The following is a 24,893-nucleotide window of genomic DNA, read 5'->3' on the forward strand; positions in this document are numbered from 1 at the left end:
GTGGGGGGTGGGCCTGGTCAGCCAGTGCTGCCGGCGCCGGATGCAAGAAGAGAGGGCCGCCACGCGGCGGACCCTCAGCCGGTCAGGCGCCGCCGCCGGCGGGCGCCCCGAAGGCCTGGGCCTGCAGGGCAGTCATCAGGAAGCAGAGCGCTTCGTCGGGTGCCATGACGGCATCGGCCAGGCCGGCAGCGATGCCGTCCTCGCCCATATAGTACTCGGCCTGCTGGGCCTCGACCTGCTCGATGGGGATGCCCCGGTTGGCGGAGACAACCTCCCGGAAGCGAAGCCCCATCCGCCGGGCATCCTGCGCCATGCGCTCGAGCACCTCCGGCGTGACGCCGTCGGTCTCGGCCCGGGTCACGACGGCTTTCTTGTCACCATCGTGGATCCAGTGGTGCCGGATGCCCAGCTTGTCCATCTGCCGGCTGCAGTCGACGACCGACCAGAGGATGCCGACGCTGCCGACGCCGCCGGTGTCGGGCACCGTGATGACGTCGCAGGCCGAGATGACGCAGTAGGCGGCCGAATACGCCTGGTCGGCGCAGATGCCCCAGATCGGCTTGATGCCGCGCATGGAGGCGATCATGCGGGAGAGATCGAGCATCCCCGAGACCTCGCCGCCGGGGCTGTTGACGTAGAGGACGATGGCGGCGACCCGCCGGTCCTCCAGCGCCTTCAGCACCGCGAGGCGGATGTCATCGTAGCCGGTGACCCCGCCGAATTCCTCCCACGCCGCCGCGTCATGCACCAGCAGCCCGGAGACGCTGACCACGGCCACGCCGTCGACCACCTCATAGGCGCCCGGCTGCCGCTGCCTGGCCTGCCCCTGCTGCGCGGTGACGCGGCTGAGGGCTGCGTCGCCGTGGGCACGGCAGAGTGCCAGCGGGCTGCCGGACAGGCGGCGTAGCGCGAGCTCGGAGGCATCGACCGTCATGTGGTCTCTTCCTCCCGCTCGGCTTTGTCCCGCGCTGGGTCGGTGGGATCGGCCGGCTTCTCACCGCCGTCCCCGCCCTGCCCGGCCGCCTGGTCACCGCCGACGGGGGTCATGACCACCGTCAGGCCACGCGCCACAAGCGCCGCCTGTTCCAGCTGCCGCTGGTCCAGCGTCTCTTCCCAGTCGAGCCCGTCATTCTGTTCGGCCTCACGCTCCAGGGTCGAAAGCCCGCCCGCGATCTTCTTCAGGCTGCCTTCCGGCTCGGCAACCGGGTCCACCCAGCCGCGGCCAGGCCCGATCCAGCGGCAGCGGGAGTATTCCGCCCGGGCCTCCACCCAGTCGGGAGCGCCGGCCGGCAGCGGGAGCTCGCCGCGGTCCATCATCTCCTCCCCGAGCGCGGCGGCCACCGGTGAGCAGTAGGCGTCGCCGAAGTGCAGCCGGCGGCGGTCCATGGTCTTCCAGGTCGTGACCATGGCCTGGCGGGCGCCGCTGTAGTTCTGGCCCCGGTAGTTGCTCGACACGGTCTCGTACGTCTCGCCCGCGGCGGAGGCCAGGTTGCGCAGCATGGCGGACTCGAACGCCTCGAAAGCCGCCGGCGGCCGGTTGCTGCTGACCGAGTTGATCTTTTCGCCGGGGAACATGTTGGCCACGCGGACGTTGCCCGCCATCAGCTGCCGCTGATCGTGGAATTCGCGCCGCATGGTCTGGTAGTTCGACAGCGTTTCGTCATCGCCGAGGCTGTTCGCGACCATGTCGGAGTCGAACGGGCTTTCGACATAGACGCCGAAGATCGCGGCCACCATCGCCGCCTGCAGCTCCACCCGATCGTACTGGGCCAGCATGCGCATGCGAGCCAAGACCGGCGTGAAGATGCCGCCGATCGGCCGATGGTCTCCGGCCCGGTCGTCATCCATAAAATGAATGACGATTGGCCGCCCCCAGTCGGTTTCGCGGTCGACGCGGTCCCAGACCACCGAGGCCGCGCCGTTGAAGTAGTCGTTCTGGTGCCCACGGCGGAAGTGGTAGGCGATCGGCACGCCGTCCATATCGATCTCGATGCCGCCGCGGATCAGCTGGCTGTCCAGGATGGTTCCGGGATTGCTAAGCCGGTCGGGGTCCACGACCTGTAGCGTCGTGGCGTAGCGCGCGCGGCCATAGCCGACGCGCTCCGGCCGATAGCCAATGATGCCGAGGCATTCGCCCTCGACCAGGTAGTTTCCGAAGGCCAGCCGGGCCTGCTGATTCCAGGACAGCCGCCGCGAGGTGTCGTTGAACCGGGCCGGGTCGGTCGCCCAGGTGCGGAAGCCCGCCTCATAGGCGTCGGCGAACTCCTTTGCCCAGACGGCGTCGAAGCTGGCGCCGTAGCGGCGCCGCAGCGCGCGATAGTCGGGCCGCGACGAAAAGCGGAAATCGCCTCCAATCGTTGCATCAGTGATTTTCATCACCGCGCCGGCCGCCCAGCCGTCATTCCGCACCAGGTCGCGGATGCGGGCGACTGACAGGTCGCGGAAGGGGTTCTTCTCCGCGTCGGGAGACCCCAGCCAGGGGTTCCAGCCCGCCATCTCTGGCGAGGACCAGTCAGCGGCGTCATAGGGCGTCGCGCCCTGACCAATCAGCGCCCGCGCCCGGCTACGGGCGATGTCCGCGCTCGGGATCGCCTGGCCATTCGGCCCGAGGATCTTCGCGACGCCGCTCACGGCCAGCGCCTCCGCCCCGGGCCGAAGGACCCGATGCCGATGGCGCGGCGGCCGGCGAAGCGCGCGCCGGTCTTGGCGGCGATGGCGCGATCGATGTCGGCGATCCAGCTGCGCAGCCAGTTGATGTCGGCGGTATTGTAGCCCACCGCGCGCGAAGCGCCGTTGGCCCCGATCGACATGCTGACCTCGCGGCGGCCGGTCACGACAGCCTCATAGGCCGTCATGGCGCGTGCCTTCATCCCCTGCAGCGTCGGGAGGTCCATCACGCTGAGATCCATGCTGCCCTCCTCTATGCCAGTCGAGACACCCGGCTCGCGCCGACCTTTGGCCGCACCGAGGTGACGGCGATGACGCTTGGCGGCAGCTGCACCGGCCCCGGCGCCTTTGCCGGGACCGCCTCCGGCGCACCGGCCGAGGCGTCCGGCACCGCCGAGACGACCGGCGCGGCGGCCGCTTCGTCTTGCGCCGGATCCCGCACCATCGGGTTGCGGTCCCATTCGTCAGCCCAGGCCGGCGGACGGTCCCAGTTGATCCGCCGTAGCCCGTGCAGTCGGGCGGCTGCATGGGCTCCCGTCATGAGATCGATCATCTCATTCCGGAGGCCCTCCACCCGCTTGGCCCAGGCGCCGCTCTTCGAGCGGACCTCGGAGGTCAGCTGCTCGAAGACGTCGTCGGAGCGGGTCTTCAGATCCGCAGGCAGGTGGACATAGCCGGCGCCCGGCATGCCCTTCTTCAGCTGGCCGGCCAGGTCATCCTTGGCGAGGTTGGTGCTGAAGCCCATCACCGGCACCTGCCCCCGCGCCGCGGCGCGGCGGTCGGCACGGGCATCCGGATAGGTCACCTGCAGGCGCCCGGTGAAGCCGGGCTCGCCCTTGCTGACCAGCAGGTTCCAGGCATCGCGACCGTCGATCACCCCCAGGCGGCGCGCCTTGCCGTCCCGTTTGGCACGGGTCCAGGCCTCATAGGCCCGTTCGGTCACGCCCGCCTGGCCGTAGCCGTCGACCGTGCAGCAGCGCGGCCGCATGACCCGGCCGGTGCCATCCGCGAGGGGAAGAGGCTCGGCCAGGGTGTCGAACAGGCCCAGCCAATCCTCGAGGCTGGTGTCGGGCTCGACATCGGTGATCTTCCGATAGTCGATGATCCAGCTTTCGCCGTTCACGCCCCACCCGCGCCAGAGCGCTTCCCAGCGCCCCTTCTGCGTGTCGGCTGACACCGTGATGAAGCGCACGCCCTCCGGCACCTCGCCCAGCTTCAGCGCCGGCTCGGCGCGATCCTCCAACGCCTGGGCATCGATCGCGCCCACCTCGCGGCCGGGCGCGTAGGGCATGCCCCACTGCTTGACCACGACCTGGCGCAGCGTGTCGTCCTCGCCGCTGGCGTCGAACTCGCGCCGGGCCTTCTCCCGGGCCCGGGCCAGACCACCGATGCCGCCCAGAATGAAGGGCGACATCACCCCCATGATCCAGAAGCCGGCCGTGTCGTGCCGCAGGCCGCGGCCCTGGATGATGCCCTCTTCGGACATCGTCTCGCCGCGCTTCAGCCACCGGCCCGTGGCCAGCATCTCGCGCCGCCAGCGCTCTTCAATGCCTTTCCCGCAGCAGGGGCAGAGGAGCCGTGCCGCGTCGGCGACCTCATCCAGCGGCGCCCCCTCGGGGTAGTCCAGCACCATGCGCCGCGGGGAATTCGGGTTCGGGCTGCTGAAGCCGTTGCAGTGAGGGCAGCCCCACCACCAGGTGCGGCGGTCGCTGTCCTTGTAGACGGCCATGATGCCGTGGTTCCAATCGCGATCCGGATCGAGGCCCGTGGCCATGTCCGGATGCGACATCATCAGCAGCTTAGACATGCGGCCATAGGTCTGGCGCCGCACGTCGAAGAGCGCTTTCACGTCGCCGAGGCTGCGCAGGTAGGCGTCGACCTCATCGACCACCAGCCGCGGGGCGGATTTGTTGATCAGGTTCGAGTAGGTCGCGGCGAGCAGCTGCACCGACATCGACCGGAAGCGCTTGAAGTGCAGCGTGTCGTCGGTCGGCCGAGTGCCCAGCTGATCCCGGGCCAGGTCATGAGCCAGGATCATCGGATCGATCTTGGCCTTGACGTGCGCCTCGAGACTGTCGTCGGTCTGCATGTACCACAGCATGTCGGCCGGATCGTTGGCGATGCTGTAGAGCAGATAATTATGCCCGATCTCGGTCTTGCCGGACTGGCCTGGGCCGGCGACTGCGACCGTCAGGTGGTCGTCGCCGGATAGGCATTCCATCGGCTCCTGCAGATAGGGCGCCTCTTCGTGCCGCCAGCGGCCGACATAGCCGCCGCCAGTGTTGGAGAGGTTGCGATTCGCAGCCGTCCAATCGGCCAGCGAGGCGCGCCGCGGCGGCAGCAGGCCTTCAAGCTCCTCCCAGATCAGCCTCCGCGCTGAGGCGAACTGCAGATCCGCGATCGCCATTCTCGGGCTCCGGCTCATCCATCAGCTCGCGCAGCCCACGGACTAGGTTTCGCTGATAGTCCTCGAGGTGGTCGCGCATGGCGCGCACCGTGGCCTCGGGGAGGTTGAATTGCCTGCCGACCTGAGATGGAAGGCCCTGGAACGACCGGTTCAGCTGGTTGATGGCCGTCCGCAGCACCATGCGGACCTTGGTGCTTTCGACCAGGAAACCGGCCTCTTTGGCCATGTCCATTTCGAGCTGGCGCTTGCGCACCAGCGCAAGCTCCTGCTGCGGCGTGAATTTCCCGTCCGAGCCGCTGTCGACCGGTCCCGCCAGCGGCAGGCGGTATTGCTCGATGACTGCCTGGCGCTGGCGCGCCGCCTCGATCTCGGCCTGCTGCACCTGCTGGCGATGCTCCAGCACCGCCGACGGATCGAACTGCCACTCGACGCCGTTGCTGCCGCGGACTTCCACGGGGAAGGACGGGTCCTTCTTGATCCAATCGTTCAGCGTCGGCAGCGAGATGCCCAGGATCTCGGCCAGCTCGGACTTGTTGACCAGGACAGACATGGTCACCTCCGGCGGCGGCAGACGAAAGCACGAATCAAAACAACAGCCTGATCAGAATTTCTCAGACAGGCCCCCGAACCGGGGCGCGAATTACCCCCGGTTCTCAGCCAGGCCAGGAAGGACCCAAATGGGGGGGTACCCCCCCCTCCCCCGGTCACCGCCGGGCGGTCGCGATGGCTCGGGCCAGCTCCTCCGCGAAGGCCGGGCCCATCGACGCCTTGACGACCTTCGCGACCCGCGCCCTGAACTGGAAGCGCGGCTTGTAGCGCGCCTGCGAGATGAAGGTCACCAGCGGCCGCAGCTTGTCGTCCGGCAGCTTCAGGTAGAAGCCGCCCTGGCCACTCGGCGCCTTGCCGACGAAGATGTCCTTCCGCTTCGACGCCTTCAGCTGCTGCAGAGCGCGCGCGGCCATGTTGCCGTACTGATTCCGGCGAATGGCGCGCGGCATGACGATGGCCGTCTTCTTCGGCTGCCTGGTACCGCCGGTCTCCTGCAGCGTCAGGTATTCGGCCTGAGTCGCACGGATGAAGACCCGCGCCGTCAGACTCGACTTGGTCGCGGGCTGGAAGGCGGGGCCGCGCATGGTGAATGGCGTCGGCCGATCGAAGATGCTGGGCAGGTCGCGGCGGATTGCATTGGCGCCAAGCTGGGCGACGCTGGTGAGCGCCTTGGCTGTGGCGAAGGGTACTTGGTTGCGCTGAACATCCGTCAGCATGGGCGTCAGGCGATTGATGGTGGATGCGGCGCTGAACATCACATGGCGCCCTCCGTCACCTTGAACGAGAAACGCCCGGAACCTCTCGGCCCGGGCGCACCTACTGCAGATTTTGACGTTCTAGATCACTTTCGTAGAAAGTCAAAGGCTTCTGTGCGGCCTATCGGCAGAAATCGTCGGCGACCTTCCAGTGGTCGGCGAGCCGCCGCAGCCCGTCCTGCAGGTGCTTCAGCCGGCCGGCACAGGTCTCATCCTGGCCGGCCACTCCGATGACAGCATCCGCCTGGGCATAGCCCTCGGCCGTGCCTGCACCCTGCAGCACGGCGAGCGCCCGCTTCACCTCCTGCCGGGCGTATTCCCTGGCCTCGGCCGCCTCCAGCACCGGCGCGCGCCCGCCACTGGCCCCGAATGATGCGGTGACCCGCTGCTGGGCCACCTGGGCGTGCCAGAGCGCCCTGAAACGGATGCCAGCGCTCCAGAGCCGGTCGACCAGCTGGCCCTTGCAGTTCAGCGCGTCCAGGCGGCACTCGATCCGCTTGCGTCTGACAGGCAGCGCCTGCATCCGCTCCACGCCCTCGACCTCGCCAGGGAACACCATCACCCTGTCGTCCAGCGGATTACCTGCGAGGGAGGCCAGGCCATCGGCGCCTTCATCGATGGCGACCTGTGGCTCCTTCAGCCGCCGCTTCCCTTGGTGACGGCGAGCCGGCAGCGCGGCGGAGGGGACGGATGATGCGACAGCCATGGCATGTCCTCCGGTCGGGTTGCGATCAGGCCGCGGCGCGGGTCGGGCGCGGGCCCTTGGGGTTCTGGGCCCAGGCCGTCAGCAGCGCCTGATAGTTGTCCTCAGCCATCCGGGCGCACGTCTCTTCGGCCTGATCCACGACAGCCGGACGCGGCGCCTTGATGGCGCGGTCAATGGCGCCGTCGAAGTAGGTCAGGGTGCGGATCTTCTTCGTGGCGAAATCCGGGCGCCGGGCCACCTGCTGGACCGTCCGGACGATCAGCTCGGGCGAAGCGCCCTTGGTCAGCCAGCCTCGCACCGGGGAGAAGTCGTATCCGCCGCGCGCCGGATCGAGGCCGGCGATGTCAGCCACCTGCTGGCCCAAGGCAACCCAGGCGGCAAGCTCTCGCGCGGTACTACCTTCCTCTCTACGAGAGGTAGTAAGTACTACCGCGCGTGAGCTTTCCCGGCCGGGTTTCGCTTCGGTTTCTTGGGTTTCCACGGCGCCGCCCTGGATGGGCAGCATCAGAGCCGTCTGGCCCGGCACCGGCAGAGGGTTCTTGCGTGGCCGCCCGCCCTTTGAACCATTGATTCTGGCCGCTTCTGCCCTGGCGCAGCCGGCGCGGGCGCCCCGCAGCCAGAGGGTGTTGGCGGCGGTCTCGTGCTCGATCAGCCCGAGCGCGGCGAGGGTTTCCAGTCCGGTTTCGACTTCGGTTTCGTTGAGGGAAACCAAATGGGAAACCGAAGCGGGAACCGAACCCAGAAACCGAAGGCGGCCCGGCTCCGGGGCGGCGGCGAAGAAGGCGACCAGCTCGTGCATCAGCAGCCGCACCATTGGCGGCAGGACGCGGAAGGAAGCGTCGGCGGCGAGGCTGACGAGGAGGCGCTGGTAGGGGGAAGGACGGGACATGGGCGCCTCACTCGGCCGGGTTCTGTGCGGTGTCGAAAAACCAGGTCGCTTCCGCATTCCAGTTCATGCGGATGATCCCAGTCTCGCCCTGGCGCTGCTTGTGCAGGATGAGTTCCGCCTTGCCAGCCGACCGGTCGACCTCTTCGGCCCAGTTGTCTTGGCGAGCCTCGAACTCGGCCTGCGTCTCGTTGTCCTTCCGTGAGGGAGGATTCTTCGCCAAGTAGTAATGCGGGCGATGAACGAAGCCGACCACATCGGCGTCCTGCTCAATCGAGCCGGAATCGCGCAGGTCGGACAGCTGCGGCCGCTTGCCTTCGCGCTTCTCGCTTTCGCGGTTCAGCTGGGCGAGGGCCAGGACCGGCACGCGCAGCTCGCGCGCCATCGCCTTCAGCCCCCGGCTGATCTCGCTCACCGCCTCATTCCGGTTCTGCCGCGCGGCCACGTCGCTGGCGCGCAGGAGGCCGAGGTAATCGACGACGATCAGGCCCAGGCCCCGCTGCCGCAGCATGCGCCTGGCCCGGCCACGGATGAATGGCACGGAGGGCGAGCTGGCTTCCTCGAACTCGATCGGCAGCCGGCTCAGCACCTGCTGCGCGCCGACCACCGCATCGACGGCGGCCTGCGACATCACCATCGGCTCCCCGTCGCCCTCGGCCTTGCGGTGGCCGGTGAGGACTTCGTTCAGGCTCACCCCGGCTTCGGCGGCAATCATCCGCGCCATGATGTCGGAGGCATCCATCTCGGCGGTCACGAACAGCACCGGGACATCCGACTTGGCGGCGCCGATGGTGACCGATCCCGCGAACGCCGTCTTGCCCATGGAGGGGCGACCGCCCACGACAATGAACTGCCCCGGCCGGAAGCCCTTGGTCATGCGGTTGACGCCGCGCAGGCCGGTATCGATGCCGATCAACCCGCCCTTGCTCGCCATGCCGCGCTGCATGGCCTCCACGGCCGAGGCCGCCGCCTTCTCGGCGCCGATCAGCGGCGCGGACAGGTTGCCCTCGGCTAGCGCCATCAGCGCCGCCTCGGCGCCCTCGATCTGGGCTTCCGGCCCCCGTTCCGGATCGGCGCCATGGGCGGCATTGACCATCCCCTCGCCGATCTCGATCAGCTGCCGGCGCTGCCAGCAGTCCAGGATGACGCGGCCGTACTCGCCCGCATTGATGACGCCCACCATGGCGCCCAGCAGCTCAGCTAGGTAGGCGCGGCCGCCGACGGGCTCCAGCACGTCGCCATCCGCAAAGTCACTCCAGAGGGTGATGGCGTCGGCCACCTGGCCCGCATCCACGCGGCGCTGAATGGCGGCATAGATGGCCCCGTGCAGCGCGTCGGCGAAATGATGGGGCTGGAGGAATTCGGACACCCGGCCATAGGCCGCATTGTTGGCCAGCAGGGCGCCCAGCAGCGCCTGCTCGGCCCTGGCATTCATCGGCGGCAGGCGCGGCGCGGCGCCGAAGCCCTCGGGCTGCGTGAAGGCATTCATGCGTAGGGCGACCTCATCTGGGCGATCTCGGCCGCGCAGCGCTGGCGCAGGCGGAGCTCGCATTCGGTGCGGCGCTTCAGGAGGTCGAGAACCTCATCCTGCTGCGCGGGGAAGCAGTGGGCGATCATCTGCGCCGTGACATTGGCCAGGATGGCCAGCGCCACTGCCGCGTCGCGCCCGAGCAGCACCGCCTCGACGGCCGCGCACAGGCGCTGATCCGGAGACGGCAGCGGCGGCATCAGCGAATGGCCTTGGCCGTGCGCGTGGCGAAGTAGTCGTGGCCGTCCGCGTTGCGGCGGCTGGTCAGCACTACCAGACCGACCTCGGCAGCCTGGCTAGCCGATGCCGCATCCGACAGGGCGACCCTAAGCGCCGGCGTCCGATTGCCCGGCAGGACGCCGCGCGCCTCCGCCAGGTGGCCGGAGAAATACCGGATCCGCTCGCCCTTGGTGGCGCGGCAGATCCAGGCCTCGAAGCCGTCGTGCCGCTGGCTGCGCTCGCCATTCACGAGGTCCAGCCCGGCCTGCAGCACCCGGACCCGCCGGCCGCTGCCGCCATGCCCGTTGACGATCTCGAGCAGTTCATCCTCGACCGCGGCTGCGAGCAGGGCCGTGGCCTGGTTGTGGGTCGCAAGGCCGAGGCGCGCGATGATCGCGGCGTTCGGCGGGCACAGCGCGAGCGCCGTGCCGTGATCGCGCACCAGCCAGACCAGCAGGCGGGTCAGGCGGTCACGCTGAAGCGGGGGGCGATGTGTCACATCTTCTCCTTCAGCGCGTCACGCGCGCGGCGGAGCATGAGTCGGGCTTCGGCCAGCTCGGCTTCGGCCGCCTCCACCATGGCGCGCAGGCGCTTGACCTCTTCGGCGAGGTTGCCCTGCTCGGTCCAAAGGCGCAGCCGCCCAAAGAAGCACTCGGGCCGCCAGCGCGACCACCAGATGGCAAGCACCAGGTGCTGCCGACCCTGGGGCGCCGTCATGCTGCACCTGCATCAAGCAGACGGTTGATCTCTTCGCGCAGTTCGCTGCATTCGCGCATCAGCGTCAGCAACGTCGCGCTGTTGGGCGGACACTCGCCGCTCATCCAGTTGCGGGCGGCCCGCGGCGTGGCATTGGCCACGGTCGCGAGCCGCTTGTCGGCGCAGCGGGTCTCGCCGAACTTGCGCCGGAGCACACGGGCGACGGTCTCGCCCAGCACCTCGGTGGTGATGACGGCCCCGCTCACGGAAAAACTTTTCCGGGCAGGATTTGACCTGAACATGCACGCGTCTCCATGGCTTGATCCTGGCCATGGAGAGACACGGACTTCTCGAACAACCGGACATTGCTGAGGGCATCGGGCTGGCACCCGATGCCCTTCCAGGTTTCAGGGCAAGCGCTGGGGCACCGGCCTGGCCGGTGGGTTTCGTCCCCGTTGTCGAAACGACACAAAATCTCCACGATGCCGAGAAAATTGCGGCTCGAGATACCGCCGCAGAACGAGCTCGAGGATGGCAGCACATGACGCTCGGACAGATGGGCCTCGGCATCGGCCTCATCATTCTGGTGATCGCGGTGGTCCGCGCCGTGATTCAGGGCACCATCAACGCCGACGGTGAGACCCAGCCGAAGCCCGAAGCCGAGATCGAAAGCCGGCGCCCCGGCGCGTTGCGTCCGGCCCCTCAGGGCGACCGCATCGCATTCCGCTATGTGGATCGGGCTGGGAACCTCACGAACCGGACCGTCACCCCGACCCAGTTGGATTTTCACTTCGCATCCGACGGCACCCGCGTCGTGGACGGCTTTGACGGCCACTGCCATGACCGAGGCGCCATCAGGACCTTCCGCCTGGAGGACATGAGCGAGGCCCATAACGCCGAAACAGGCGAAGTCTTCGCCGACCATGGCGAGATCGCCGCCTGGCTTAGCGCAGAGCTTCCCACTCCAAGTGGCCGCCGGCGGCGCAAGCCCAAGCACACTGCTGCAAGTCAACCCTGATCTCCACCAAGGAAGCTGTTGCATGCTGATCATGCTGCCGCCTCGGGACGGGGCACAAAATCTGACGCGGTCACCGCGCCACAAGTGGCGGTCTCGATGGCGTGCAGGTGCTGCGGGCGCGGGAATTTCCGCCTCGCTTTCCAATGATAGACGGTGACCAAATGCACGCCGATCTGGGCAGCAAGCGCCTCGGCCGACGTTCCGGTCTGATGCATCCAGGCTGCGAGTTCCATTCCGCAATTTTGCCTGTTGGGCACATTGCCTGTCAAGCAAACTTTGCCCATCAGTCGATGGATGCCTGCCAGCAGGGGGTTGAGAATGTGCCCATGGATGCGCATCCCACGACCCCTTATCCGCCGCAGCCGACCATTAAGCGATGGAGGGAATTTAGGGGTTTGACTCTAGAACAAGTAGGGAACAAACTTGGCATCGGAGGACAGGCCGTCCATAAATGGGAGGCCGGGAAGACGCCCTTGACTGTGGAGAAACTTCGCCTGCTGGCAGCGATCTACGAAACCACGCCCGACGCCTTGCTCTATGATCCGAGCCAGGCCGACATGGTTGAGCGGATGCGGCGGGCATACGAGTTACTCAGGCGCATGCCGGCTGGCAGCGCCGATAAGTGGCTTGGCCTCGGCGAGGACCTCTCTACACAGCAAAGCGGTAAATAGCCCATTGGGCAAAATCTACTTGACTGAGAAATAGCCCATTGGGCAAAGTCTCTGCGCGCCATCCCGGCGCCGGAGGCACCCTTGTCTTCCTTCATCACCACGGCCGACGGCCCCCAGGGGCCCGCCGCTCTTGCCCAGCCCGGCCTGGTCATCATTGATGACCGCGGCAAGCTGCTGGTCGCGGTTACGAAGACCGGCGAGGTGCGCGGCGACCAGCGCGCCGCCCTCTCCTATCTGCTGAACCTGGCCGAGCCGCAGCGTAGTCATCGCGACAACCTGCTGTGCATCGCCTTGCTGCGAGCCGCGATCCTCGCCGAGGAACTCGGCGGCGCACGCCACGGCAATGCCGTGCCGGCCTTCGGACGCTTCAGCGGCGGTGAGCCGGGCGCGCCGTCCGGCCCCGCCTTTGGCGTCTACCGCAACATCGTCCCGCCCCAGCACTACGCCCTCGATCGCGCCGCTGCGCATCGCTGGGCGCGCGGCGCTGCGGCGGCCGACCCCTTCTCCAACTTCACCGTCGTGCAAGCCCATAGCGTGCTGCGCGGCCCGCCGGCCCAGCCGGAAATCGAGGAATGACGACCATGATCGCCGCCCGCCTTGTGCGGCTGGCCAGCATCGCGCTGTCCACCGTCGATAAGCCCCGCCCCTACGTCGCGCCCGATGTGCTGGCCGAGATGACGCACCTCGCCCGCCTGGCGCGGTCGGTGCCGGGCCGCCAGCACGAAGCGCTGCGCGCCGCCGGCGCCCGCATCGCCACGGCGCTGCTCAGTATCCAGGAAGTCGATCCGAGCTGCGGCGCGCTGCTGCGCTGCCGGGCGCGCCAGCTGCACCGCTACGCCCTCTCGGCCTATGGGGCCGAGACGATGCCGAGCATCGAGATCCCGCCCGCGCCCTGCCGGGGCACGCGCGACCTGATCCTTGCCAGCTTCGGCGGGCGCCCGGCGGCGGGGGTGATGGCATGACCATGAACCGCAAGCCGGTCCTCCCGATCGGCGCCCCGTCCAACGCGACGGCCGCCCCGGCGATTCCGCTCAGCAGCGGTATGGGCGCGATGTATCGGGCCGTGTGCGAGACCGTGCGCGCCGGCGACGACCTGACGCAGCGGCAGCTGGCCGTGCTGATGTGTCTGTCGCTGGAGCCGGGCCCGCACACCGTGCGCGGCCTCGCCGCCCACCTGCAGGTCGCCAAGCCGGTCATCACCCGCGCCATCGACAAGCTCGAAGATCTGCAGATGGCGTCGCGCAAGCAGGATCCCTGCGACCGCCGCAGCGTGCTGCTGTCCATTCTTCCGCGCGGCGTGGCGCTGATGGACAAGCTGCGCCGCGACCTGGCGGCGGTGTCTGCGCCATGACCCCCGCGCAGATCATCGGCCTGCACCAGGCCATAGAAGCGATGCGGCGGGAATTTCCGCACCACTGGCTGCATCGCTATGCGCCGACACTCGACTGCCAGGGCGCCATCTGCGCGCTCTACCGCGCCGCGGAGAACGCCGGCCTGGTGGCTGACCCGACCACGCCTCCTCCGGCCTGCGTCGCGCCGGAACGCGCGGTGCCGGAGCCGCCGCCGCCTGCCGCCGAGCCGCGCAAGCGCCGCCCGATGAACATTTCGCAGGAAGAGCGGGATGCCCGGGCCGAGCGGATGCGCAAGGTCCGCCGCGACCAGCTCGCGAAGGCGAAGGACCGGGGCACCATCACGACCGGCGACCCGGCGCCGCTCGCCGGAGTGGTGGCCGAGGCCGCTCCCGTGGCGCCGACGGCGGCCGAATCCCTGCCCCCGCCGAAGCCCGTGCCGGCCCCGAGCCCGCAGCCGATCAGAGCGACGGCGCTGCCCGTCACGCCCCGCGACATCTGGGACGAGGCTGACGACCTGCTGGCGGCCGGCATGTCGGCCCGTCAGGTCGCGCAGGAGCTCGATCTCCCCCTCAGCAAGGTCAGCGACCGCGCGCTCCGCCTGCGGGCGGCCCGCGCCAGCAATGCCCAGGAGGCCCAGCATGGGTGACACCATCGAAGACGCGCGCCAGACCGACGTCGAGGACGACGCGCCGGGCAGCATCAGCGCGCGGAAGATGCGCGAGGCCATCACCGAGCCGGGCGGCATCGCCGCCGATCGGCTGCGCTCCATCATCGAGCGCATCGAGCGGCTGGAGGAGGAGCGCAAGGGCCTCAGCGAAGACATCAGCGACATCCTGGCCGAGGCCAAGGGGGCGGGCTTCGAGGTCAAGGTGGTGCGCCAGATCCTCCGGCTTCGGAAGCAGGAGCCGGCCGAGGTGGAGGAGCAGGAGACGCTGCTGGACCTCTACCGGCGCGCGCTGGGGATGTGACCATGCAGCGCCCGGACCTTCCTGCCCGTGTCGCCCATGCGCTGCGTCCGGAGATCCGGGCGCAGCAGGTCGCCCAGCTCGCGCAGCTGCGCACCTGGCTGATCGATCACCAGGCCGGCCACCTCCTGACCCGCGTGAACGAGCTCGCTCATGCCGAGGGAATGCTTAGGGAGTTGGCCGCGGAGAGCGGCTTGATCGCCGCCCCGCCGCCCACGCCCTCCCCCACCAGCGACGATGCCCTGGCCGAGCGCGTCGCCCGCGGCATCCACATCCGCAAGGGAACGCCGAACACCGTGGCCGGCGGCGAGGCTGACCGCGAGGCGGCCGAAGACATGCTCGAAACGCTGGCCGCCGTCGGCCTCTCTGTCGTGGAGCGCCCCGCCCATGGATGAGCGCATCGCCTGGGGGCTGTTGGCCTGGCTGCTGCTCAACGCGCTGGTGGTCGTGCTGCGGTTGCCGGTCCGGCGGCGCTCGGCCGCCATGGAGCGAGCCCGTCATGGCTGACCGCGTGGAGAGGATCGGGCTGGCGACGCTCTACCTGGGGGACTGCCGGGAGATCATGCCGGCGCTAGAAGCCGACGTCATCGTCACAGATCCTGTCTGGCCCAACTGCCCCGCGGATAGCATCCCGGGTTGGCAGGACCCCTGGGGCCTCTGGCGGGAAGCGTGCGCGTTGATGCCTGCCACGAAGCGAATTGTTGCAGTGGTGCGTGCCGACAGCGACCCTCGGTTTTTCGTGCACCTGCCTCCGCTGCCCTTCTTCCGCTCCATCCTGCTGCCTTACGTCATCCCGGGCTACATTGGCCGCAAGCTGGGCGGCGACGAAATGGCTTACTGGTTCGGCTCACCAATCGCCCCGGCGCCAGGCAGGATGTTGATCCCCGGACGCGGGCCATCAGCTCAGCCGGGAGGACGGAAGGCGAATGGCCATCCGATGTCCCGCGCGCAACGCCACTTCGATTGGCTGGTCGGCTGGTGCGCCGATGCCGGCGAGACGGTTCTCGATCCTTTCATGGGCAGCGGCACGACCGGCGTCGCCGCGGTGAAGAACGGCCTGCCCTTTGTCGGGTGTGAGGTTCACCCGCCGTTCTTCGACCTGGCCTGCCGGCGCCTCGAGGATGCCCAGCGCCAAGCCGATCTTTTCCTCGCTCGCCAGGAGCCCAGCCATGCCTGACGGCAGCACATTCATGCGCGCGCCTCGGCGCCGCGCCGTCCCCGCCGGCCAGTGGCCGCTCGACGCCGGAATCACCGTCGTGCTCTTCGCCGGCATGGGCGGTGCCTGCGCCGGGCTGGAGGCCGCCGGCTGCCCGGTCCAGGTGGCCAACAACCACGACGACGTCGCCCTGGCGGCGCATGCGGCCCTGCATCCCCACACCCGGCATGTCCGCGGCGACATCTTCGACGTTGACCCGCTGCAGGCCACGGGCGGCCGGCGCGTGCGCGTGCTCTGGGCCTCCCCCGATTGCCGCGACCACTCGGTGGCCAAGGGCGGCGCGCCACGCTCCGCCCGGGTGCGCAGCCTGCCCTGGCAGGTCTGCCGCTGGGTCGGGAAGACCAGGCCCGAGGTGGTCATGATGGAGAACGTCCGCGAGATCCGGGGCTGGGGTCCGCTGATCGCCAAGCGTGATGCGGCGACCGGCCGGGTGGTCAAGCTGGACGGCACCGTCGCCGCCCGCGGCGAGCACGTCCCGCTGCGGCAGCAGCAGCTGGTGCGCGACCCCAGCCGCGAGGGCCGCAGCTTCCGGGCCTTCGTCCGTCACCTCCGCCAGCTGGGCGGCGACTACCAGGACCGCGACCTTTGCTGCGCCGACTATGGCGTGCCCACCACCCGCCGCCGGTGGTTCGGGGTGGTGCGCTTCGACGGCCGCCCGATTGCCTGGCCGGCGCCGACGCACGCCCCGCGCGCCAAGGCCGCTGGCCTCGGCCGGAAGGCCTGGGTGCCGGCGGCCGACATCATCGACTGGTCCATCCCCTGCCCCAGCATCTTCGAGCGGACCCGCCCGCTGGCCCCGGCGACCATGCGCCGGATCGCCGCCGGCTTCCGGCGCTATGTGGCCGAGAACCCACGCCCCTTCATCATCCCGGTCTGCCATTCCTCCGGTGCGCCGCGGGCACACGACGGGCTGGAGCCCCTGCCCACGCTGACCACCGCGCGCGGCGGCGAGCTCGCCATTGTGGCGCCGCTGCTGGTGCAGACAGGCTATGGCGAGCGGCCAGGCCAGGCGCCGCGCTCGCTCGACATCCTGGATCCGCTGGGCACCCAGGTTGCCGGCGGCGCGAAGCATGCGCTGGTGGCCGCGTGGATGGTGCAGCACAACCTGGGCGTCGTGGGGCATGACGCCCGCGAGCCCGTCTCGACGCTGACGACGGCCGGCACGCAGCAGCAGGTCGGCGTCGCCTACCTGGCGCACCTGCGCCGCAACTGCGCAGCCATCGGCGCCAAGGGCAGCATTCCGACGCTGACCTGCGGCGGCGGCCATGTCGCCGTCGTGGCTGCCTTCCTGCAGCAGTACTACAGCCAGGGCAGCGTCTCGCAGGCTGCTGACGAGCCGATGGCGACCATCACCACCGTCGCCCGGCACGCCGTCGTCACTGTCACCATCGACGGGCAGACCTATGCGGTGGTCGACATCGGGATGCGGATGCTGACGCCGGAGGAGGCCGCCCGCGCCCACGAGCTGCAGCTGCCGAAGACCATCCGCCTGGAAGGCAAGGAGCGCGCCCTGACCAAGCGCGAGGCAATGCGGCTGATCGGCAACAGCGTGCCGGCGCGCATGGCCCAGCTGCTGGCCGAGGCCAACATCGTTCACGCCCTCAGCGCCGCGCCCGCCCGGGCGAGGGAGGCCGCATGACCCCACCCCGCCCGCAGGAGGCGCCGACGATGCCGGGTGATCTGCGGCTGAAATCGCTGGCCGGCATGATGGCCATCCCGCCCGCATCCGACCTTGCCCTTGCCGCGAGGATGATGCGGGCCGTCACGAAGGAGGTGCGGAGCAAGCCGGGCATCGAGCCGGAGCTGCGGCCCGCATACGACAATATTGATGCCGTGCTGGACTGGATGGAGGATCTGGCCCGCCTGGTGCAGACCGCCGCCGCTGCCCAGCAGCAGGGAGGCGGAACCGATGGGTGATCGACCCCAGCGCGTCCAGCTCCGCCGGCTGAAGGGCTGGCGGATGCCGGCGAACACCGTGAAGGTCTGTCGGCCAGGCCCATGGGGAAATCCGTTCAAGATCGGCGTGGACGCCGTTCACTCTGCCGCGTTCGCGAAAGAGCTCTACGCTGATTGGATCATGCGCCCCACGCAGGACACCTTGCGGCAACGCCTGCCCACCCTGCGCGGTAAGAACTTGGCTTGCTGGTGCCGGCTGGACCAGCCCTGCCATGCCGACGTGCTGCTGCTGATGGCAAACTCCTCCCCTCCCTGACGGTGTTTGCCTACGTGTATAAACGTATGGTTGCGTGGTAGCATACGCGTCTAGCTGTTTGCGCCTATACAAAACAAGGCCGCTGCGTGCATACACGTTGTAGTGCATGGGGACATACGCGCATGAAGGTATTGGCCGTGATCTGTCAGAAGGGAGGCGTCGGGAAAACCACCCTGGCGACCGCCCTGGCCGTCGCAGCGCAGGAGGATGGCAAGACCGCCGCAGTGTTCGATCTGGACGCCCAAGGCTCGGCGGCTTTCTGGAAAGACATGCGGTCGGCCGAGGGGCCTGCGGTGGTTTCGGTCCAGCCGGTCCGCCTGCCCCACATGCTGAAGGCAGCCCGTGAGGCCGGCACCGACCTGGTGGTCCTGGACACCCCGCCGATCGCCAAGGATGTCGCGTTCCTGGCGGCCGAGCATGCCGACTTCATCCTGATCCCCACCCGCCCGGCTGTGCTGGACGTCATGGCGGCCACCGAGACGCTGAAGCTGGTCAAGCGCGCCAGCGAACCGCCGCGGCCGGCCGCCGTGGTCGTCAACTTCGCGACGGCCCAGGGCCGTGAGGTCGCCGACACCGAAGAGACAATCCGGCAGCTCGGCGCCAACCTGGCGCCCGTCAGGCTGCATTTGCGGGTCGCCTATTCCCGCGCGCAGCAGACGGGGAGCGCCGCCATGGAGATCGAGCGGAGCGGCAAGGCGGCGGATGAACTCAAACGCCTATACGACTATGTGTGTATGAACCTATACAGCCATACGCGGAGCGAGAAGAAGTGAGCCGTCCCAACGCCCTGCAAGCAATCCTGGACCGCGAGGCCGCAGCCGCCGCCGAGCCGACGCCTAGCCCCAAGCCCGTTGCCGCGAAGACAGTTGCCAAGGCGCCGCGCCCGCAGCCGGCAGCTGCAGAGCCGTCCCGGCCGACGCCGGCCGCCAACGGGAAGGCGTTCCACCGCCCTTCGAGGGAGGGGCGCCGATTCCTTGGGGGCCACTTCACCCCGGACGTGCTGCGGCAGATGAAGATGCTGGCCGTGGAGGAAGACACGACCACGCAGGCCCTGCTGGAAGAGGCCCTGAATCTGCTCTTCGTGAAGAAGGGAAAGGGCAAGATTGTCGGTGTATGAACCCATGCACGTATGCGCGTGTGAAACCACACGCGCATAATACAGGGAAATCAAGGTGGTCCAGAACAATCCTGGACTGGCGCAATAGGGCAGCCGCAGGCTAGGCTGCCCGCTTCGTGAATCGCCAAGGGAATCCGCGAGCCACCTAGACCCCGAAAACGAAAAAAGCCCCCACGGCGCCAACCGGGGAGCTTTTCCGACAGACCTAGTAAGGCAGGCCCGAGAACTGTGCGGTCCTCATCCTGCCTTAGCTGAGCCTTCCAACGCAAGCCCATTTTGCGAACAGGAGAGCTTTGCCTGCGGTCTGTCGGGCCAACCGACAGGATGAAGGATGAATACCCACCAAGCCCCCATGCAGGGCCGGCGAGCGATGGCGCCTGCGCGCCGCGGTTCGATGCATGTCGCCGCTTGGCAGCGCCAGCGGCTCGGCCACACCGATAGGGTGCGGCTGATGGACGCGGCCCGCCGGCGGGAGCGCGAGACGCGCCTTCCCGGCAGCGGCCGCCACGGCGGCGAGCTGCTGCAGACGGGCCTGCGCGTGCTGCATGCCCTGCTCTATCGAGGATGGGGCAGGGCAGGGGCCTGCGACCCCGGCCTGGCGCAGCTCGCCCAGGCGACGGCGCTGGCCCGCTCGACGGTGCAGGCGGCAATCGACCGGCTGGAGGCGGCGGGCATCCTGCTGCGCGTGCGACGCGGGCTGGTGATCGGCGGCCGTTGGGCGCAGGTGACCAACGCCTACCTGTTCCGGGCGCCGAAGCTCTGGCTGCCAAGCGATACCGGCTGCCGGTCAGCCTCAGATTCTAGAGATAAAAACCAAGGGGAGATCGTCTTCTGGGAAGGTGATACTTCAGGCCAGCCACCCGCCTGGATCGCAGAGACGCTGCACCGCTGGGGCTGGGAGGCCCCGCCGGCGGAACCGCCTGGCGGGGCAGGGGAGGCTTACGCCTCCGCTTCCGTGTGATTGGGCAGCACCTGAGACCGGAACCAGCTGACAGCGGCGTGGAGCGGCTTGAAGGTCGAACCATCTGGGGTGACCCAGCACCAGTTGTTGTGGTCGTAATGGATCATCAGGCCGCTCACGGCGTGCATGTAGCGCTTGCGGCCGACCTTCACGAACTCGCCAAGGGAGACGATGTCGCGGGCAGTGTTGGAACGACGAACCATCTGGGCTTATCCTCATCACCGGGCATCAGCGCCTCGGCAAGACTTTTATACGCATATTGCGTATATCCGGCAAGGGAAAAGATGCTGGAAATCCGCGCTTTATGCTGTTGCGCGACGTCCGCATTATGCGTATAAATGCCGCATAGCCGAGGCAATGAAGCCCGGCCGGATCGAGGATTGACCCGATGAGCGCCACCACCCCGAACGCCGCTGCCGTCACCGCCGAATATGGCGCCCGCCTTGAGATCGCCGCGCAGGTGGCTCAGATCGAGCGCGCCCAGGCGGAAACCCGGAAGTTCGCCGCGGAGCAGAACAAGCTGGCTGAAGAGGCGAGCAAGCTGGGCGCTGAGGCGCTGAAGCTGGCCGCCGAGCAGATGAAGCTGCAGCGGGATCGCAGCCTTTCGCCCTGGCTGGCCATGGGCGCTGCCGCTGGCGGCGTGGTCACCGTGGCGACGCTGCTGCTGCGGGCACTGGGGGTCCTCCAGTGACCCCCGACCGGCTGCGGGAATGCCTGGAAGCGCTGAGTTGGACTCAGCGCGGCCTGGCCCGCCTGCTGGATCGCCAGGAAGGCACCGTGAGGCAGTGGGCGCGCGGCGCGGTTCGGGTGCCCGACGATGTCGCAGAGTGGCTTGAGGTGCGCGCCCGTCACGCCGAGCGCCACCCACCTCCGCAGCCAGCCTATGCCCGGCGACAAGCAGTCGCCGAGGCGGAATAGCCAAGCCCCAGCCTGTGGCTTTCGGCAGTAGCCGCCCCGCATTTCTTTGTCTTGTTCTTGCTTCGTTCACTCCATAGGCTTAGCGCTGAGACACGCGCGTTGCCTATGGAGACCCACGCATGGCCCGCAAGCCCGCTCGCCCCGCCGCCGAGCCGAAACCGCAGAAGATCCTGACCAAACCCGCCATGGAGCGGATCGCCGCGTTGGCTGCCCGGCCGGCGGCGCCCGACCGCATGCGTCGCGAGGTGCAGGGCATGGTGCAGGCCTGGCTGGAGGGCGCCGGCGAGGAACAGCGCATCGAGCTGCGCGAGCGGCTGGGCGAGATGCAGGAGCAGCTGCTGGAAGGCATCGAGGCTGCCGGCGACATGATGGACGAGATCGACGCTGAGGATGTGGCGGCCAAGCGGCACAGCAGCAACGCCCTGGCCGCTCTCAGAGCGGCGCGCGACGCCCTGGCTGCCGCTGGCAGGGGCCTCTGATCATGGCATTGCGCCTGGTGCCGCACCTAGGCACGGTGAACGGGAATTATCGTGCAGAGCTGCCCGGCCAGATCGCCGCCACGGCGCCCGCCAAGCCGATGGTCTGGCACGAGTTCAACGCAGCGCTGCGCGTGATCCGATGGACCCCGACCGAAGTGGCCGAGCGCCTGAACCTAGCCCCTAGCACAGTCCGCCGGCTGGCCAGTGGGCACGGGAAGATCCCGGAGGACATCAGCGCTTGGCTGCGCGCCTATGCAGCGGATGTGGCTGCCGCGCAGGAGCGGCACCCGCCGCCGCGGCGCACCGGCCGGCCTGGGCCGTGATCGAGCCGCCGGTGGTCGTGATGCCGCCCGCCGGCGGCTGCGTCGGCGACTGGCGCGGCTGGTGGCTCGACACGCGCTGCCGATGCTGCAGCACCCATTGGTCAATCGACGGCATGATCGCGCGCCAGAAACTGCCCGCCTGGCAGCTGATCAGCGTTGCCGTCGCGCGACTACGCTGCCGACGGTGCGGCGAGCGGGTGCACAGCGCCACCCTGCGCGACCGGGAGGGAACGGGGACGCCTGGCATCCCGCATCACCGCACCGGCATCCTGGTGCCGGTGCTCGAGGATCTGCTGCAGGGCTGACCGATGGCGCATAACTGGAGCCACTAGAAGGTCATGCGTTACCGGCTTGCCGAGCCGGTGGATGACTTCGCCAGGCGGCATGGAGCGGGTGGAGTGGCGGGCGAGGTCCAGAGGCCCCTCATAGGCGATCGCCCGCGACGGCTCGGTCTCGGCGGCGGCGCGCAGCCTGGGCTTGTCCTACCGCCGGGCCCGGAAGCTGGTGGAGGATCTTAACACCACCTTCGGCACCTTCTTCGCAGCCACGACGACCGGCAACAGCAAGGGCGGCAGGGCCTGCCTTGCGCCGCTGGGCGAGGCGGTGGTGGCCGGGTTCCGGGCGCTGGAAGCCGCTGCCGCCAAAGCGGCCGCGCTGCATCTCGCGGCCTCGCTGGCGCGGCCGCCCCGCGGGGTTGAACGTCGCCCGAAGTTGCGATCAATTCGCACAATAGGTGCGTTGCGCTAGCTCTACCGGCCCTGGACCCGGTAGCCGGGTGGCAGGGCCTGATGGTCCAGCCAGTAATCGACGAACCGCTGATAGAGCTCGAGATTCCCTAGCCGCGTCCCGTCATAAGGATGACCGGACATTTGAAACATGGCGTGCACACCCTTGGACCTGATGACCGCCCCTCGATACTCGAAGAACGTCCAACCGCCATCTTCTGTGCGGATCGTCTTCAGAGCGTGATGCGGGATCAGTTCGATCATGTGGCCACATAGCATCAGTGCCAAGAAGCGAGAACCGCCTCTTCGCCAAAACCGAGCTAATACCTCTAGATCAGCAGCCAGGAACGCGGCCGTCCTCGCGCAAATGGCATCGCGAGAGGGCGCGGGAAATTCCAATTCTTCCCCCGTGCTTTGCTGCGCTTGTCCCCAAATAATCCACAACATCTAGCGGTAACGGGGCGGTGAGAGCCTAGATATTGGGTACCTAGGCCGTTACGATCTCTGCAACTCCCTTATGGAGCTGCGCGATGGGGTTCCAATGCGCCTGACCGACAGCAACGATGCAATCGATCGTCGTCGCAATAGCGTGCCTACCGTTTCTGCTTGTAGACGATCCCTGCGGACTTCGGTTCGCAAGTCTCTCACTAAGGGGGCCTAGCCTCTGAAAGCAAAACGCCGCCCAATCCTTCCCGCGAAGAAGGAGCAAGCGGCGAATTACTGAAGCTTAAATCTGCCTCAAAGCGGGCAGAGATCTGGCAGTCACGACCCGGTTAGTTTGAACCAGGCTGCAGGTCGACGCAAGCGCATGAGGCCTCAACGATAGAGGCTGAAAGCCATGCTTAAGACTGAGATTCCGCCCTCGGCGGGAAATGGTGAAGTGTGTCCGCCCTGCCGATGCGGCCACCGCTCTGCTCTTGCGGAGCGGCTGACTTCCTTGGCTACAATCACCATCTACTGTGTCACCCAGATTGTCCTTCAGTGGATGAAGAACAACCCGGGGTAATCCTGACAGAGGCCTCGCCAGGAGACTGGCGAGGCCCGCCGGCTTTGCGGCGGGCCCCGGGGTGCAAGCCTACTGTGGCGCCGACGCCTGGATCTGCTGCACCACTTGCTCGATCGTCCCTCGCGCCGCGGCGAGGCCATCGATGGCCCCAGGCGTCCAAAAAGCCGAATCCAGGGTAGGGTCTTGCACGCGGCTGAGTGCCAAGCTCACCTGCCCCGCATCCTCGGCGGAGATCGGCCCATCCACCATCAGGACATCGGCCACCCAGTCCTTAGCAACCGTCACCCCCACAGCGCCGCCGCGGTCATCGCCGTCGCCAGCCTTGACCGCATCGCGGAGCATGCCGCGCAGGCTGTCCTCGAGCTCAGAAACTGTCAGCATAGGTTTCTCCTTACGGGAAGTCCCTTAGGGCCACGGCGATTGCGCTGTCCGCAGTCGCCCCCAGCAGCACCAGCTTCTCTGCCCGGCGCCGGCGCTGCAGACCTTTGAGCACCTTCCCGCCGGCCTTGTCCCAGAGTTCCAGGGCGCTGGCCGCCCCCTTTCGATCACCGGCCATAAATCGCCGGAGAGCTGTTGAGCCGGCAAAGCCGGGCACGCCGACGTTGTAGGCAAAGCTCAGGAAGGCCGCGTGGGCATCGTCGTCGACCGTCGCCGGCAGCAGGGCCAGAACTTCCTGACTGAAGCCGGCCAGCACCTCGGTGAAAAGAGCATCCGCCTCGGCCTGGGTGATCGGCTTGTCCGCCATGCTCACGCGTCGTCCGTCGGCATAGCGGGTGTTTCCCCAGCCGATGGTGGGGATGCTCGCCGCGTCCAGATAGGGCGCGATCATCCCGTCGGGACGCTTGGCGGCACAGCTTTCGTAATGGTGGAGCAGGGTGGTGGCCGCCGGCGGGATGTAGGTCACGGCACGCCGCGGCGCTTCCCCAACCACGGAGACCGGGATGCCTGCGCTGGAGGCGGTGACCTGGCCTGGCCCAGGCAGCGGGCCTGGCGCCAAGGCGGCCGGTGGTGGAACGTCGAGGGGCGTCAGGGCGGTCCCAACGGCGGGATCAGCCTCCCGCCCCATGCCCAGCAAGGCGAAGATGCGCTCGAGCCAGGTCATCGTGGCGCGTCCATGGCCACGCGCAGCGCCGAGACCCGCCGCTCGATCGCGGCCTGCGCTGCATCCTTCGTGCCGCCCAGCGTCGCCACAGCGTCGGGGATGCCAGCCAGCATTTTGCTCGCCTCGGCCGCCACGTTGGCCGCCGGGTTCTCCGGATCCAAGATGGCCGCCGCAGCCTCGGTCGCGCGGGCATCCCAGCGCGCCTTGGCCATGGTCGTCAGCCACTCTCGCAGCGCCTGCGCGCCGGCAATGAACAGCGCCGGCAGGTGCGGCAGCACCGACCGCACGGCAAGTCCCAGTGCTGCCAGGACGCCAAGCGCCGTTAGCCGCAGCAGCGCATCCAGCGCCGCGCGGATCTCCTCCCAGGTCTCCATGGGAAGCTCCTTCAGATTGTTGGGGGGGGGGGGGTGCGGCA

General features: G+C 68.4%; 38 protein-coding genes. 20 read left to right on the top strand and 18 right to left on the bottom strand.

Annotated elements, in window-relative coordinates:
- Positions 1 to 82 precede the first annotated feature (82 nt).
- The 13 genes from WFI16_RS25595 to WFI16_RS25655 form a co-directional block, all read right to left on the bottom strand.
- Positions 83 to 934, bottom strand: coding sequence for a S49 family peptidase (locus WFI16_RS25595; protein WP_419900699.1), 852 nt, complete (start codon positions 932 to 934; stop codon positions 83 to 85).
- A complete protein-coding gene (locus WFI16_RS25600; protein ID WP_419900700.1) occupies positions 931 to 2,631 on the bottom strand; it encodes a phage portal protein in 1,701 nt (566 codons plus the stop codon). The genes WFI16_RS25595 and WFI16_RS25600 overlap by 4 nt, the downstream gene beginning before the upstream one ends.
- Positions 2,628 to 2,909 carry a hypothetical protein gene (locus WFI16_RS25605; protein ID WP_419900701.1) on the bottom strand — a complete coding sequence of 94 codons (282 nt, stop codon included), beginning with the start codon at positions 2,907 to 2,909 and terminating at the stop codon, positions 2,628 to 2,630. The genes WFI16_RS25600 and WFI16_RS25605 overlap by 4 nt, the downstream gene beginning before the upstream one ends.
- Positions 2,910 to 2,920: 11 nt before the next feature.
- Entirely contained in the window at positions 2,921 to 5,074 is a 2,154-nt protein-coding gene (locus WFI16_RS25610) for a terminase gpA endonuclease subunit (RefSeq protein WP_419900702.1), read from the bottom strand.
- The gene (locus tag WFI16_RS25615; protein ID WP_419900703.1) at positions 5,016 to 5,624 is read right to left on the bottom strand and encodes a terminase small subunit; all 609 of its coding nucleotides are present in this window, start codon (positions 5,622 to 5,624) and stop codon (positions 5,016 to 5,018) included. Before WFI16_RS25615 ends, WFI16_RS25610 begins: the two co-directional genes overlap by 59 nt.
- 154 nt (positions 5,625 to 5,778) lie before the next feature.
- Positions 5,779 to 6,378 (bottom strand): hypothetical protein, encoded by a 600-nt coding sequence (locus tag WFI16_RS25620; protein WP_419900704.1) that lies wholly within the window; start codon positions 6,376 to 6,378, stop codon positions 5,779 to 5,781.
- 121 nt (positions 6,379 to 6,499) lie between these two features.
- On the bottom strand, positions 6,500 to 7,084 hold the full coding sequence (locus WFI16_RS25625; RefSeq protein ID WP_419900705.1) for a hypothetical protein: 585 nt from the start codon (positions 7,082 to 7,084) through the stop codon (positions 6,500 to 6,502).
- Between the two features lie 25 nt (positions 7,085 to 7,109).
- On the bottom strand, positions 7,110 to 7,973 hold the full coding sequence (locus WFI16_RS25630) for a hypothetical protein (protein ID WP_419900706.1): 864 nt from the start codon (positions 7,971 to 7,973) through the stop codon (positions 7,110 to 7,112).
- A 7-nt stretch (positions 7,974 to 7,980) separates the two neighbouring features.
- A complete protein-coding gene (locus WFI16_RS25635) occupies positions 7,981 to 9,459 on the bottom strand; it encodes a replicative DNA helicase (RefSeq protein WP_419900707.1) in 1,479 nt (492 codons plus the stop codon).
- A complete protein-coding gene (locus WFI16_RS25640) occupies positions 9,456 to 9,698 on the bottom strand; it encodes a hypothetical protein (RefSeq protein WP_419900708.1) in 243 nt (80 codons plus the stop codon). The genes WFI16_RS25635 and WFI16_RS25640 overlap by 4 nt, the downstream gene beginning before the upstream one ends.
- Entirely contained in the window at positions 9,698 to 10,216 is a 519-nt protein-coding gene (locus WFI16_RS25645) for a hypothetical protein (protein ID WP_419900709.1), read from the bottom strand. Before WFI16_RS25645 ends, WFI16_RS25640 begins: the two co-directional genes overlap by 1 nt.
- Positions 10,213 to 10,434 (bottom strand): hypothetical protein, encoded by a 222-nt coding sequence (locus tag WFI16_RS25650; protein ID WP_419900710.1) that lies wholly within the window; start codon positions 10,432 to 10,434, stop codon positions 10,213 to 10,215. Before WFI16_RS25650 ends, WFI16_RS25645 begins: the two co-directional genes overlap by 4 nt.
- Complete coding sequence (locus WFI16_RS25655; protein ID WP_419900711.1) at positions 10,431 to 10,679, bottom strand: hypothetical protein; 249 nt, start codon at positions 10,677 to 10,679, stop codon at positions 10,431 to 10,433. The genes WFI16_RS25650 and WFI16_RS25655 overlap by 4 nt, the downstream gene beginning before the upstream one ends.
- 275 nt (positions 10,680 to 10,954) lie before the next feature.
- On the opposite strand from WFI16_RS25655, the gene WFI16_RS25660 reads away from it, so the two are divergent.
- The 15 genes from WFI16_RS25660 to WFI16_RS25730 all read left to right on the top strand — a co-directional run bounded on the left by WFI16_RS25660 (position 10,955) and on the right by WFI16_RS25730 (position 19,925).
- The gene (locus tag WFI16_RS25660; RefSeq protein WP_419900712.1) at positions 10,955 to 11,431 is read left to right on the top strand and encodes a WYL domain-containing protein; all 477 of its coding nucleotides are present in this window, start codon (positions 10,955 to 10,957) and stop codon (positions 11,429 to 11,431) included.
- 161 nt (positions 11,432 to 11,592) lie between these two features.
- The gene (locus tag WFI16_RS25665) at positions 11,593 to 12,102 is read left to right on the top strand and encodes a helix-turn-helix domain-containing protein (RefSeq protein ID WP_419900713.1); all 510 of its coding nucleotides are present in this window, start codon (positions 11,593 to 11,595) and stop codon (positions 12,100 to 12,102) included.
- 81 nt (positions 12,103 to 12,183) lie between these two features.
- Complete coding sequence (locus tag WFI16_RS25670) at positions 12,184 to 12,678, top strand: hypothetical protein (RefSeq protein WP_419900714.1); 495 nt, start codon at positions 12,184 to 12,186, stop codon at positions 12,676 to 12,678.
- Positions 12,675 to 13,064 carry a hypothetical protein gene (locus WFI16_RS25675; RefSeq protein WP_419900715.1) on the top strand — a complete coding sequence of 130 codons (390 nt, stop codon included), beginning with the start codon at positions 12,675 to 12,677 and terminating at the stop codon, positions 13,062 to 13,064. Before WFI16_RS25670 ends, WFI16_RS25675 begins: the two co-directional genes overlap by 4 nt.
- Positions 13,061 to 13,453, top strand: a complete 393-nt coding sequence (locus WFI16_RS25680) for a MarR family transcriptional regulator (protein WP_419900716.1) — start codon at positions 13,061 to 13,063, stop codon at positions 13,451 to 13,453. Before WFI16_RS25675 ends, WFI16_RS25680 begins: the two co-directional genes overlap by 4 nt.
- On the top strand, positions 13,450 to 14,100 hold the full coding sequence (locus tag WFI16_RS25685; protein ID WP_419900717.1) for a hypothetical protein: 651 nt from the start codon (positions 13,450 to 13,452) through the stop codon (positions 14,098 to 14,100). The genes WFI16_RS25680 and WFI16_RS25685 overlap by 4 nt, the downstream gene beginning before the upstream one ends.
- 67 nt (positions 14,101 to 14,167) lie before the next feature.
- Complete coding sequence (locus WFI16_RS25690; protein WP_419900741.1) at positions 14,168 to 14,422, top strand: DUF2312 domain-containing protein; 255 nt, start codon at positions 14,168 to 14,170, stop codon at positions 14,420 to 14,422.
- A gap of 2 nt (positions 14,423 to 14,424) precedes the next feature.
- The gene (locus tag WFI16_RS25695; protein ID WP_419900718.1) at positions 14,425 to 14,814 is read left to right on the top strand and encodes a hypothetical protein; all 390 of its coding nucleotides are present in this window, start codon (positions 14,425 to 14,427) and stop codon (positions 14,812 to 14,814) included.
- 104 nt (positions 14,815 to 14,918) lie between these two features.
- Positions 14,919 to 15,596 carry a DNA methyltransferase gene (locus WFI16_RS25700; protein ID WP_419900719.1) on the top strand — a complete coding sequence of 226 codons (678 nt, stop codon included), beginning with the start codon at positions 14,919 to 14,921 and terminating at the stop codon, positions 15,594 to 15,596.
- 13 nt (positions 15,597 to 15,609) lie between these two features.
- Positions 15,610 to 17,274 (top strand): DNA cytosine methyltransferase, encoded by a 1,665-nt coding sequence (locus WFI16_RS25705; RefSeq protein ID WP_419900720.1) that lies wholly within the window; start codon positions 15,610 to 15,612, stop codon positions 17,272 to 17,274.
- A 29-nt stretch (positions 17,275 to 17,303) separates the two neighbouring features.
- Complete coding sequence (locus WFI16_RS25710; RefSeq protein ID WP_419900721.1) at positions 17,304 to 17,552, top strand: hypothetical protein; 249 nt, start codon at positions 17,304 to 17,306, stop codon at positions 17,550 to 17,552.
- The gene (locus WFI16_RS25715) at positions 17,545 to 17,847 is read left to right on the top strand and encodes a DUF4326 domain-containing protein (protein WP_419900722.1); all 303 of its coding nucleotides are present in this window, start codon (positions 17,545 to 17,547) and stop codon (positions 17,845 to 17,847) included. Before WFI16_RS25710 ends, WFI16_RS25715 begins: the two co-directional genes overlap by 8 nt.
- Before the next feature lie 122 nt (positions 17,848 to 17,969).
- Positions 17,970 to 18,620 (top strand): nucleotide-binding protein, encoded by a 651-nt coding sequence (locus WFI16_RS25720; protein ID WP_419900723.1) that lies wholly within the window; start codon positions 17,970 to 17,972, stop codon positions 18,618 to 18,620.
- Positions 18,617 to 18,964, top strand: a complete 348-nt coding sequence (locus tag WFI16_RS25725) for a ribbon-helix-helix domain-containing protein (protein ID WP_419900724.1) — start codon at positions 18,617 to 18,619, stop codon at positions 18,962 to 18,964. Before WFI16_RS25720 ends, WFI16_RS25725 begins: the two co-directional genes overlap by 4 nt.
- A gap of 451 nt (positions 18,965 to 19,415) precedes the next feature.
- A complete protein-coding gene (locus tag WFI16_RS25730; protein ID WP_419900725.1) occupies positions 19,416 to 19,925 on the top strand; it encodes a hypothetical protein in 510 nt (169 codons plus the stop codon).
- Here the strand turns inward: WFI16_RS25730 and WFI16_RS25735 are convergent.
- Positions 19,904 to 20,128 carry a hypothetical protein gene (locus WFI16_RS25735; RefSeq protein ID WP_419900726.1) on the bottom strand — a complete coding sequence of 75 codons (225 nt, stop codon included), beginning with the start codon at positions 20,126 to 20,128 and terminating at the stop codon, positions 19,904 to 19,906. The genes WFI16_RS25730 and WFI16_RS25735 overlap by 22 nt on opposite strands.
- Positions 20,129 to 20,313: 185 nt before the next feature.
- On the opposite strand from WFI16_RS25735, the gene WFI16_RS25740 reads away from it, so the two are divergent.
- The 5 genes from WFI16_RS25740 (at position 20,314) to WFI16_RS25760 (ending at position 22,392) form a co-directional block, all read left to right on the top strand.
- The gene (locus WFI16_RS25740) at positions 20,314 to 20,616 is read left to right on the top strand and encodes a hypothetical protein (protein WP_419900727.1); all 303 of its coding nucleotides are present in this window, start codon (positions 20,314 to 20,316) and stop codon (positions 20,614 to 20,616) included.
- 346 nt (positions 20,617 to 20,962) lie between these two features.
- Positions 20,963 to 21,322 (top strand): hypothetical protein, encoded by a 360-nt coding sequence (locus WFI16_RS25745; protein WP_419900728.1) that lies wholly within the window; start codon positions 20,963 to 20,965, stop codon positions 21,320 to 21,322.
- 2 nt (positions 21,323 to 21,324) lie between these two features.
- Positions 21,325 to 21,645, top strand: coding sequence for a hypothetical protein (locus tag WFI16_RS25750; protein ID WP_419900729.1), 321 nt, complete (start codon positions 21,325 to 21,327; stop codon positions 21,643 to 21,645).
- Positions 21,642 to 21,950, top strand: coding sequence for a hypothetical protein (locus WFI16_RS25755; RefSeq protein WP_419900730.1), 309 nt, complete (start codon positions 21,642 to 21,644; stop codon positions 21,948 to 21,950). Before WFI16_RS25750 ends, WFI16_RS25755 begins: the two co-directional genes overlap by 4 nt.
- Positions 21,951 to 22,122: 172 nt before the next feature.
- A complete protein-coding gene (locus WFI16_RS25760; protein WP_419900731.1) occupies positions 22,123 to 22,392 on the top strand; it encodes a hypothetical protein in 270 nt (89 codons plus the stop codon).
- Positions 22,393 to 22,394: 2 nt separating this feature from the next.
- Here WFI16_RS25760 and WFI16_RS25765 read toward each other — a convergent pair whose 3' ends face one another.
- From WFI16_RS25765 to WFI16_RS25780, 4 genes are all read right to left on the bottom strand, one after another.
- On the bottom strand, positions 22,395 to 22,634 hold the full coding sequence (locus tag WFI16_RS25765; protein ID WP_419900732.1) for a hypothetical protein: 240 nt from the start codon (positions 22,632 to 22,634) through the stop codon (positions 22,395 to 22,397).
- Positions 22,635 to 23,445: 811 nt separating this feature from the next.
- Entirely contained in the window at positions 23,446 to 23,757 is a 312-nt protein-coding gene (locus WFI16_RS25770) for a hypothetical protein (protein ID WP_419900733.1), read from the bottom strand.
- Between the two features lie 10 nt (positions 23,758 to 23,767).
- Positions 23,768 to 24,478: a lysozyme gene (locus WFI16_RS25775; RefSeq protein ID WP_419900734.1), complete on the bottom strand. Its 711-nt coding sequence runs from the start codon at positions 24,476 to 24,478 to the stop codon at positions 23,768 to 23,770.
- Entirely contained in the window at positions 24,475 to 24,852 is a 378-nt protein-coding gene (locus tag WFI16_RS25780; RefSeq protein WP_419900735.1) for a hypothetical protein, read from the bottom strand. The genes WFI16_RS25775 and WFI16_RS25780 overlap by 4 nt, the downstream gene beginning before the upstream one ends.
- Positions 24,853 to 24,893 lie beyond the last annotated feature (41 nt).

The sequence above is a fragment of the Roseomonas sp. USHLN139 genome (assembly GCF_037145735.1).
In the GTDB taxonomy this organism is placed as follows: domain Bacteria; phylum Pseudomonadota; class Alphaproteobacteria; order Acetobacterales; family Acetobacteraceae; genus Pseudoroseomonas.

Bases quoted from the DNA above. Each gene is read 5' to 3' on its own strand.
- WFI16_RS25595 (WP_419900699.1), bottom strand. From the start codon at position 934: ATGACGGTCGATGCCTCCGAGCTCGCGCTACGCCGCCTGTCCGGCAGC.
- WFI16_RS25605 (WP_419900701.1), bottom strand. From the start codon at position 2,909: ATGGATCTCAGCGTGATGGACCTCCCGACGCTGCAGGGGATGAAGGCA.
- WFI16_RS25610 (WP_419900702.1), bottom strand. From the start codon at position 5,074: ATGGCGATCGCGGATCTGCAGTTCGCCTCAGCGCGGAGGCTGATCTGG.
- WFI16_RS25615 (WP_419900703.1), bottom strand. From the start codon at position 5,624: ATGTCTGTCCTGGTCAACAAGTCCGAGCTGGCCGAGATCCTGGGCATC.
- WFI16_RS25620 (WP_419900704.1), bottom strand. From the start codon at position 6,378: ATGTTCAGCGCCGCATCCACCATCAATCGCCTGACGCCCATGCTGACG.
- WFI16_RS25625 (WP_419900705.1), bottom strand. From the start codon at position 7,084: ATGGCTGTCGCATCATCCGTCCCCTCCGCCGCGCTGCCGGCTCGCCGT.
- WFI16_RS25630 (WP_419900706.1), bottom strand. From the start codon at position 7,973: ATGTCCCGTCCTTCCCCCTACCAGCGCCTCCTCGTCAGCCTCGCCGCC.
- WFI16_RS25635 (WP_419900707.1), bottom strand. From the start codon at position 9,459: ATGAATGCCTTCACGCAGCCCGAGGGCTTCGGCGCCGCGCCGCGCCTG.
- WFI16_RS25640 (WP_419900708.1), bottom strand. From the start codon at position 9,698: ATGCCGCCGCTGCCGTCTCCGGATCAGCGCCTGTGCGCGGCCGTCGAG.
- WFI16_RS25650 (WP_419900710.1), bottom strand. From the start codon at position 10,434: ATGACGGCGCCCCAGGGTCGGCAGCACCTGGTGCTTGCCATCTGGTGG.
- WFI16_RS25660 (WP_419900712.1), top strand. From the start codon at position 10,955: ATGACGCTCGGACAGATGGGCCTCGGCATCGGCCTCATCATTCTGGTG.
- WFI16_RS25665 (WP_419900713.1), top strand. From the start codon at position 11,593: ATGCACGCCGATCTGGGCAGCAAGCGCCTCGGCCGACGTTCCGGTCTG.
- WFI16_RS25675 (WP_419900715.1), top strand. From the start codon at position 12,675: ATGACGACCATGATCGCCGCCCGCCTTGTGCGGCTGGCCAGCATCGCG.
- WFI16_RS25680 (WP_419900716.1), top strand. From the start codon at position 13,061: ATGACCATGAACCGCAAGCCGGTCCTCCCGATCGGCGCCCCGTCCAAC.
- WFI16_RS25685 (WP_419900717.1), top strand. From the start codon at position 13,450: ATGACCCCCGCGCAGATCATCGGCCTGCACCAGGCCATAGAAGCGATG.
- WFI16_RS25690 (WP_419900741.1), top strand. From the start codon at position 14,168: ATGCGCGAGGCCATCACCGAGCCGGGCGGCATCGCCGCCGATCGGCTG.
- WFI16_RS25695 (WP_419900718.1), top strand. From the start codon at position 14,425: ATGCAGCGCCCGGACCTTCCTGCCCGTGTCGCCCATGCGCTGCGTCCG.
- WFI16_RS25700 (WP_419900719.1), top strand. From the start codon at position 14,919: ATGGCTGACCGCGTGGAGAGGATCGGGCTGGCGACGCTCTACCTGGGG.
- WFI16_RS25705 (WP_419900720.1), top strand. From the start codon at position 15,610: ATGCGCGCGCCTCGGCGCCGCGCCGTCCCCGCCGGCCAGTGGCCGCTC.
- WFI16_RS25710 (WP_419900721.1), top strand. From the start codon at position 17,304: ATGCCGGGTGATCTGCGGCTGAAATCGCTGGCCGGCATGATGGCCATC.
- WFI16_RS25715 (WP_419900722.1), top strand. From the start codon at position 17,545: ATGGGTGATCGACCCCAGCGCGTCCAGCTCCGCCGGCTGAAGGGCTGG.
- WFI16_RS25720 (WP_419900723.1), top strand. From the start codon at position 17,970: ATGAAGGTATTGGCCGTGATCTGTCAGAAGGGAGGCGTCGGGAAAACC.
- WFI16_RS25730 (WP_419900725.1), top strand. From the start codon at position 19,416: ATGGACGCGGCCCGCCGGCGGGAGCGCGAGACGCGCCTTCCCGGCAGC.
- WFI16_RS25735 (WP_419900726.1), bottom strand. From the start codon at position 20,128: ATGGTTCGTCGTTCCAACACTGCCCGCGACATCGTCTCCCTTGGCGAG.
- WFI16_RS25740 (WP_419900727.1), top strand. From the start codon at position 20,314: ATGAGCGCCACCACCCCGAACGCCGCTGCCGTCACCGCCGAATATGGC.
- WFI16_RS25745 (WP_419900728.1), top strand. From the start codon at position 20,963: ATGGCCCGCAAGCCCGCTCGCCCCGCCGCCGAGCCGAAACCGCAGAAG.
- WFI16_RS25750 (WP_419900729.1), top strand. From the start codon at position 21,325: ATGGCATTGCGCCTGGTGCCGCACCTAGGCACGGTGAACGGGAATTAT.
- WFI16_RS25765 (WP_419900732.1), bottom strand. From the start codon at position 22,634: ATGATCGAACTGATCCCGCATCACGCTCTGAAGACGATCCGCACAGAA.
- WFI16_RS25770 (WP_419900733.1), bottom strand. From the start codon at position 23,757: ATGCTGACAGTTTCTGAGCTCGAGGACAGCCTGCGCGGCATGCTCCGC.
- WFI16_RS25775 (WP_419900734.1), bottom strand. From the start codon at position 24,478: ATGACCTGGCTCGAGCGCATCTTCGCCTTGCTGGGCATGGGGCGGGAG.
- WFI16_RS25780 (WP_419900735.1), bottom strand. From the start codon at position 24,852: ATGGAGACCTGGGAGGAGATCCGCGCGGCGCTGGATGCGCTGCTGCGG.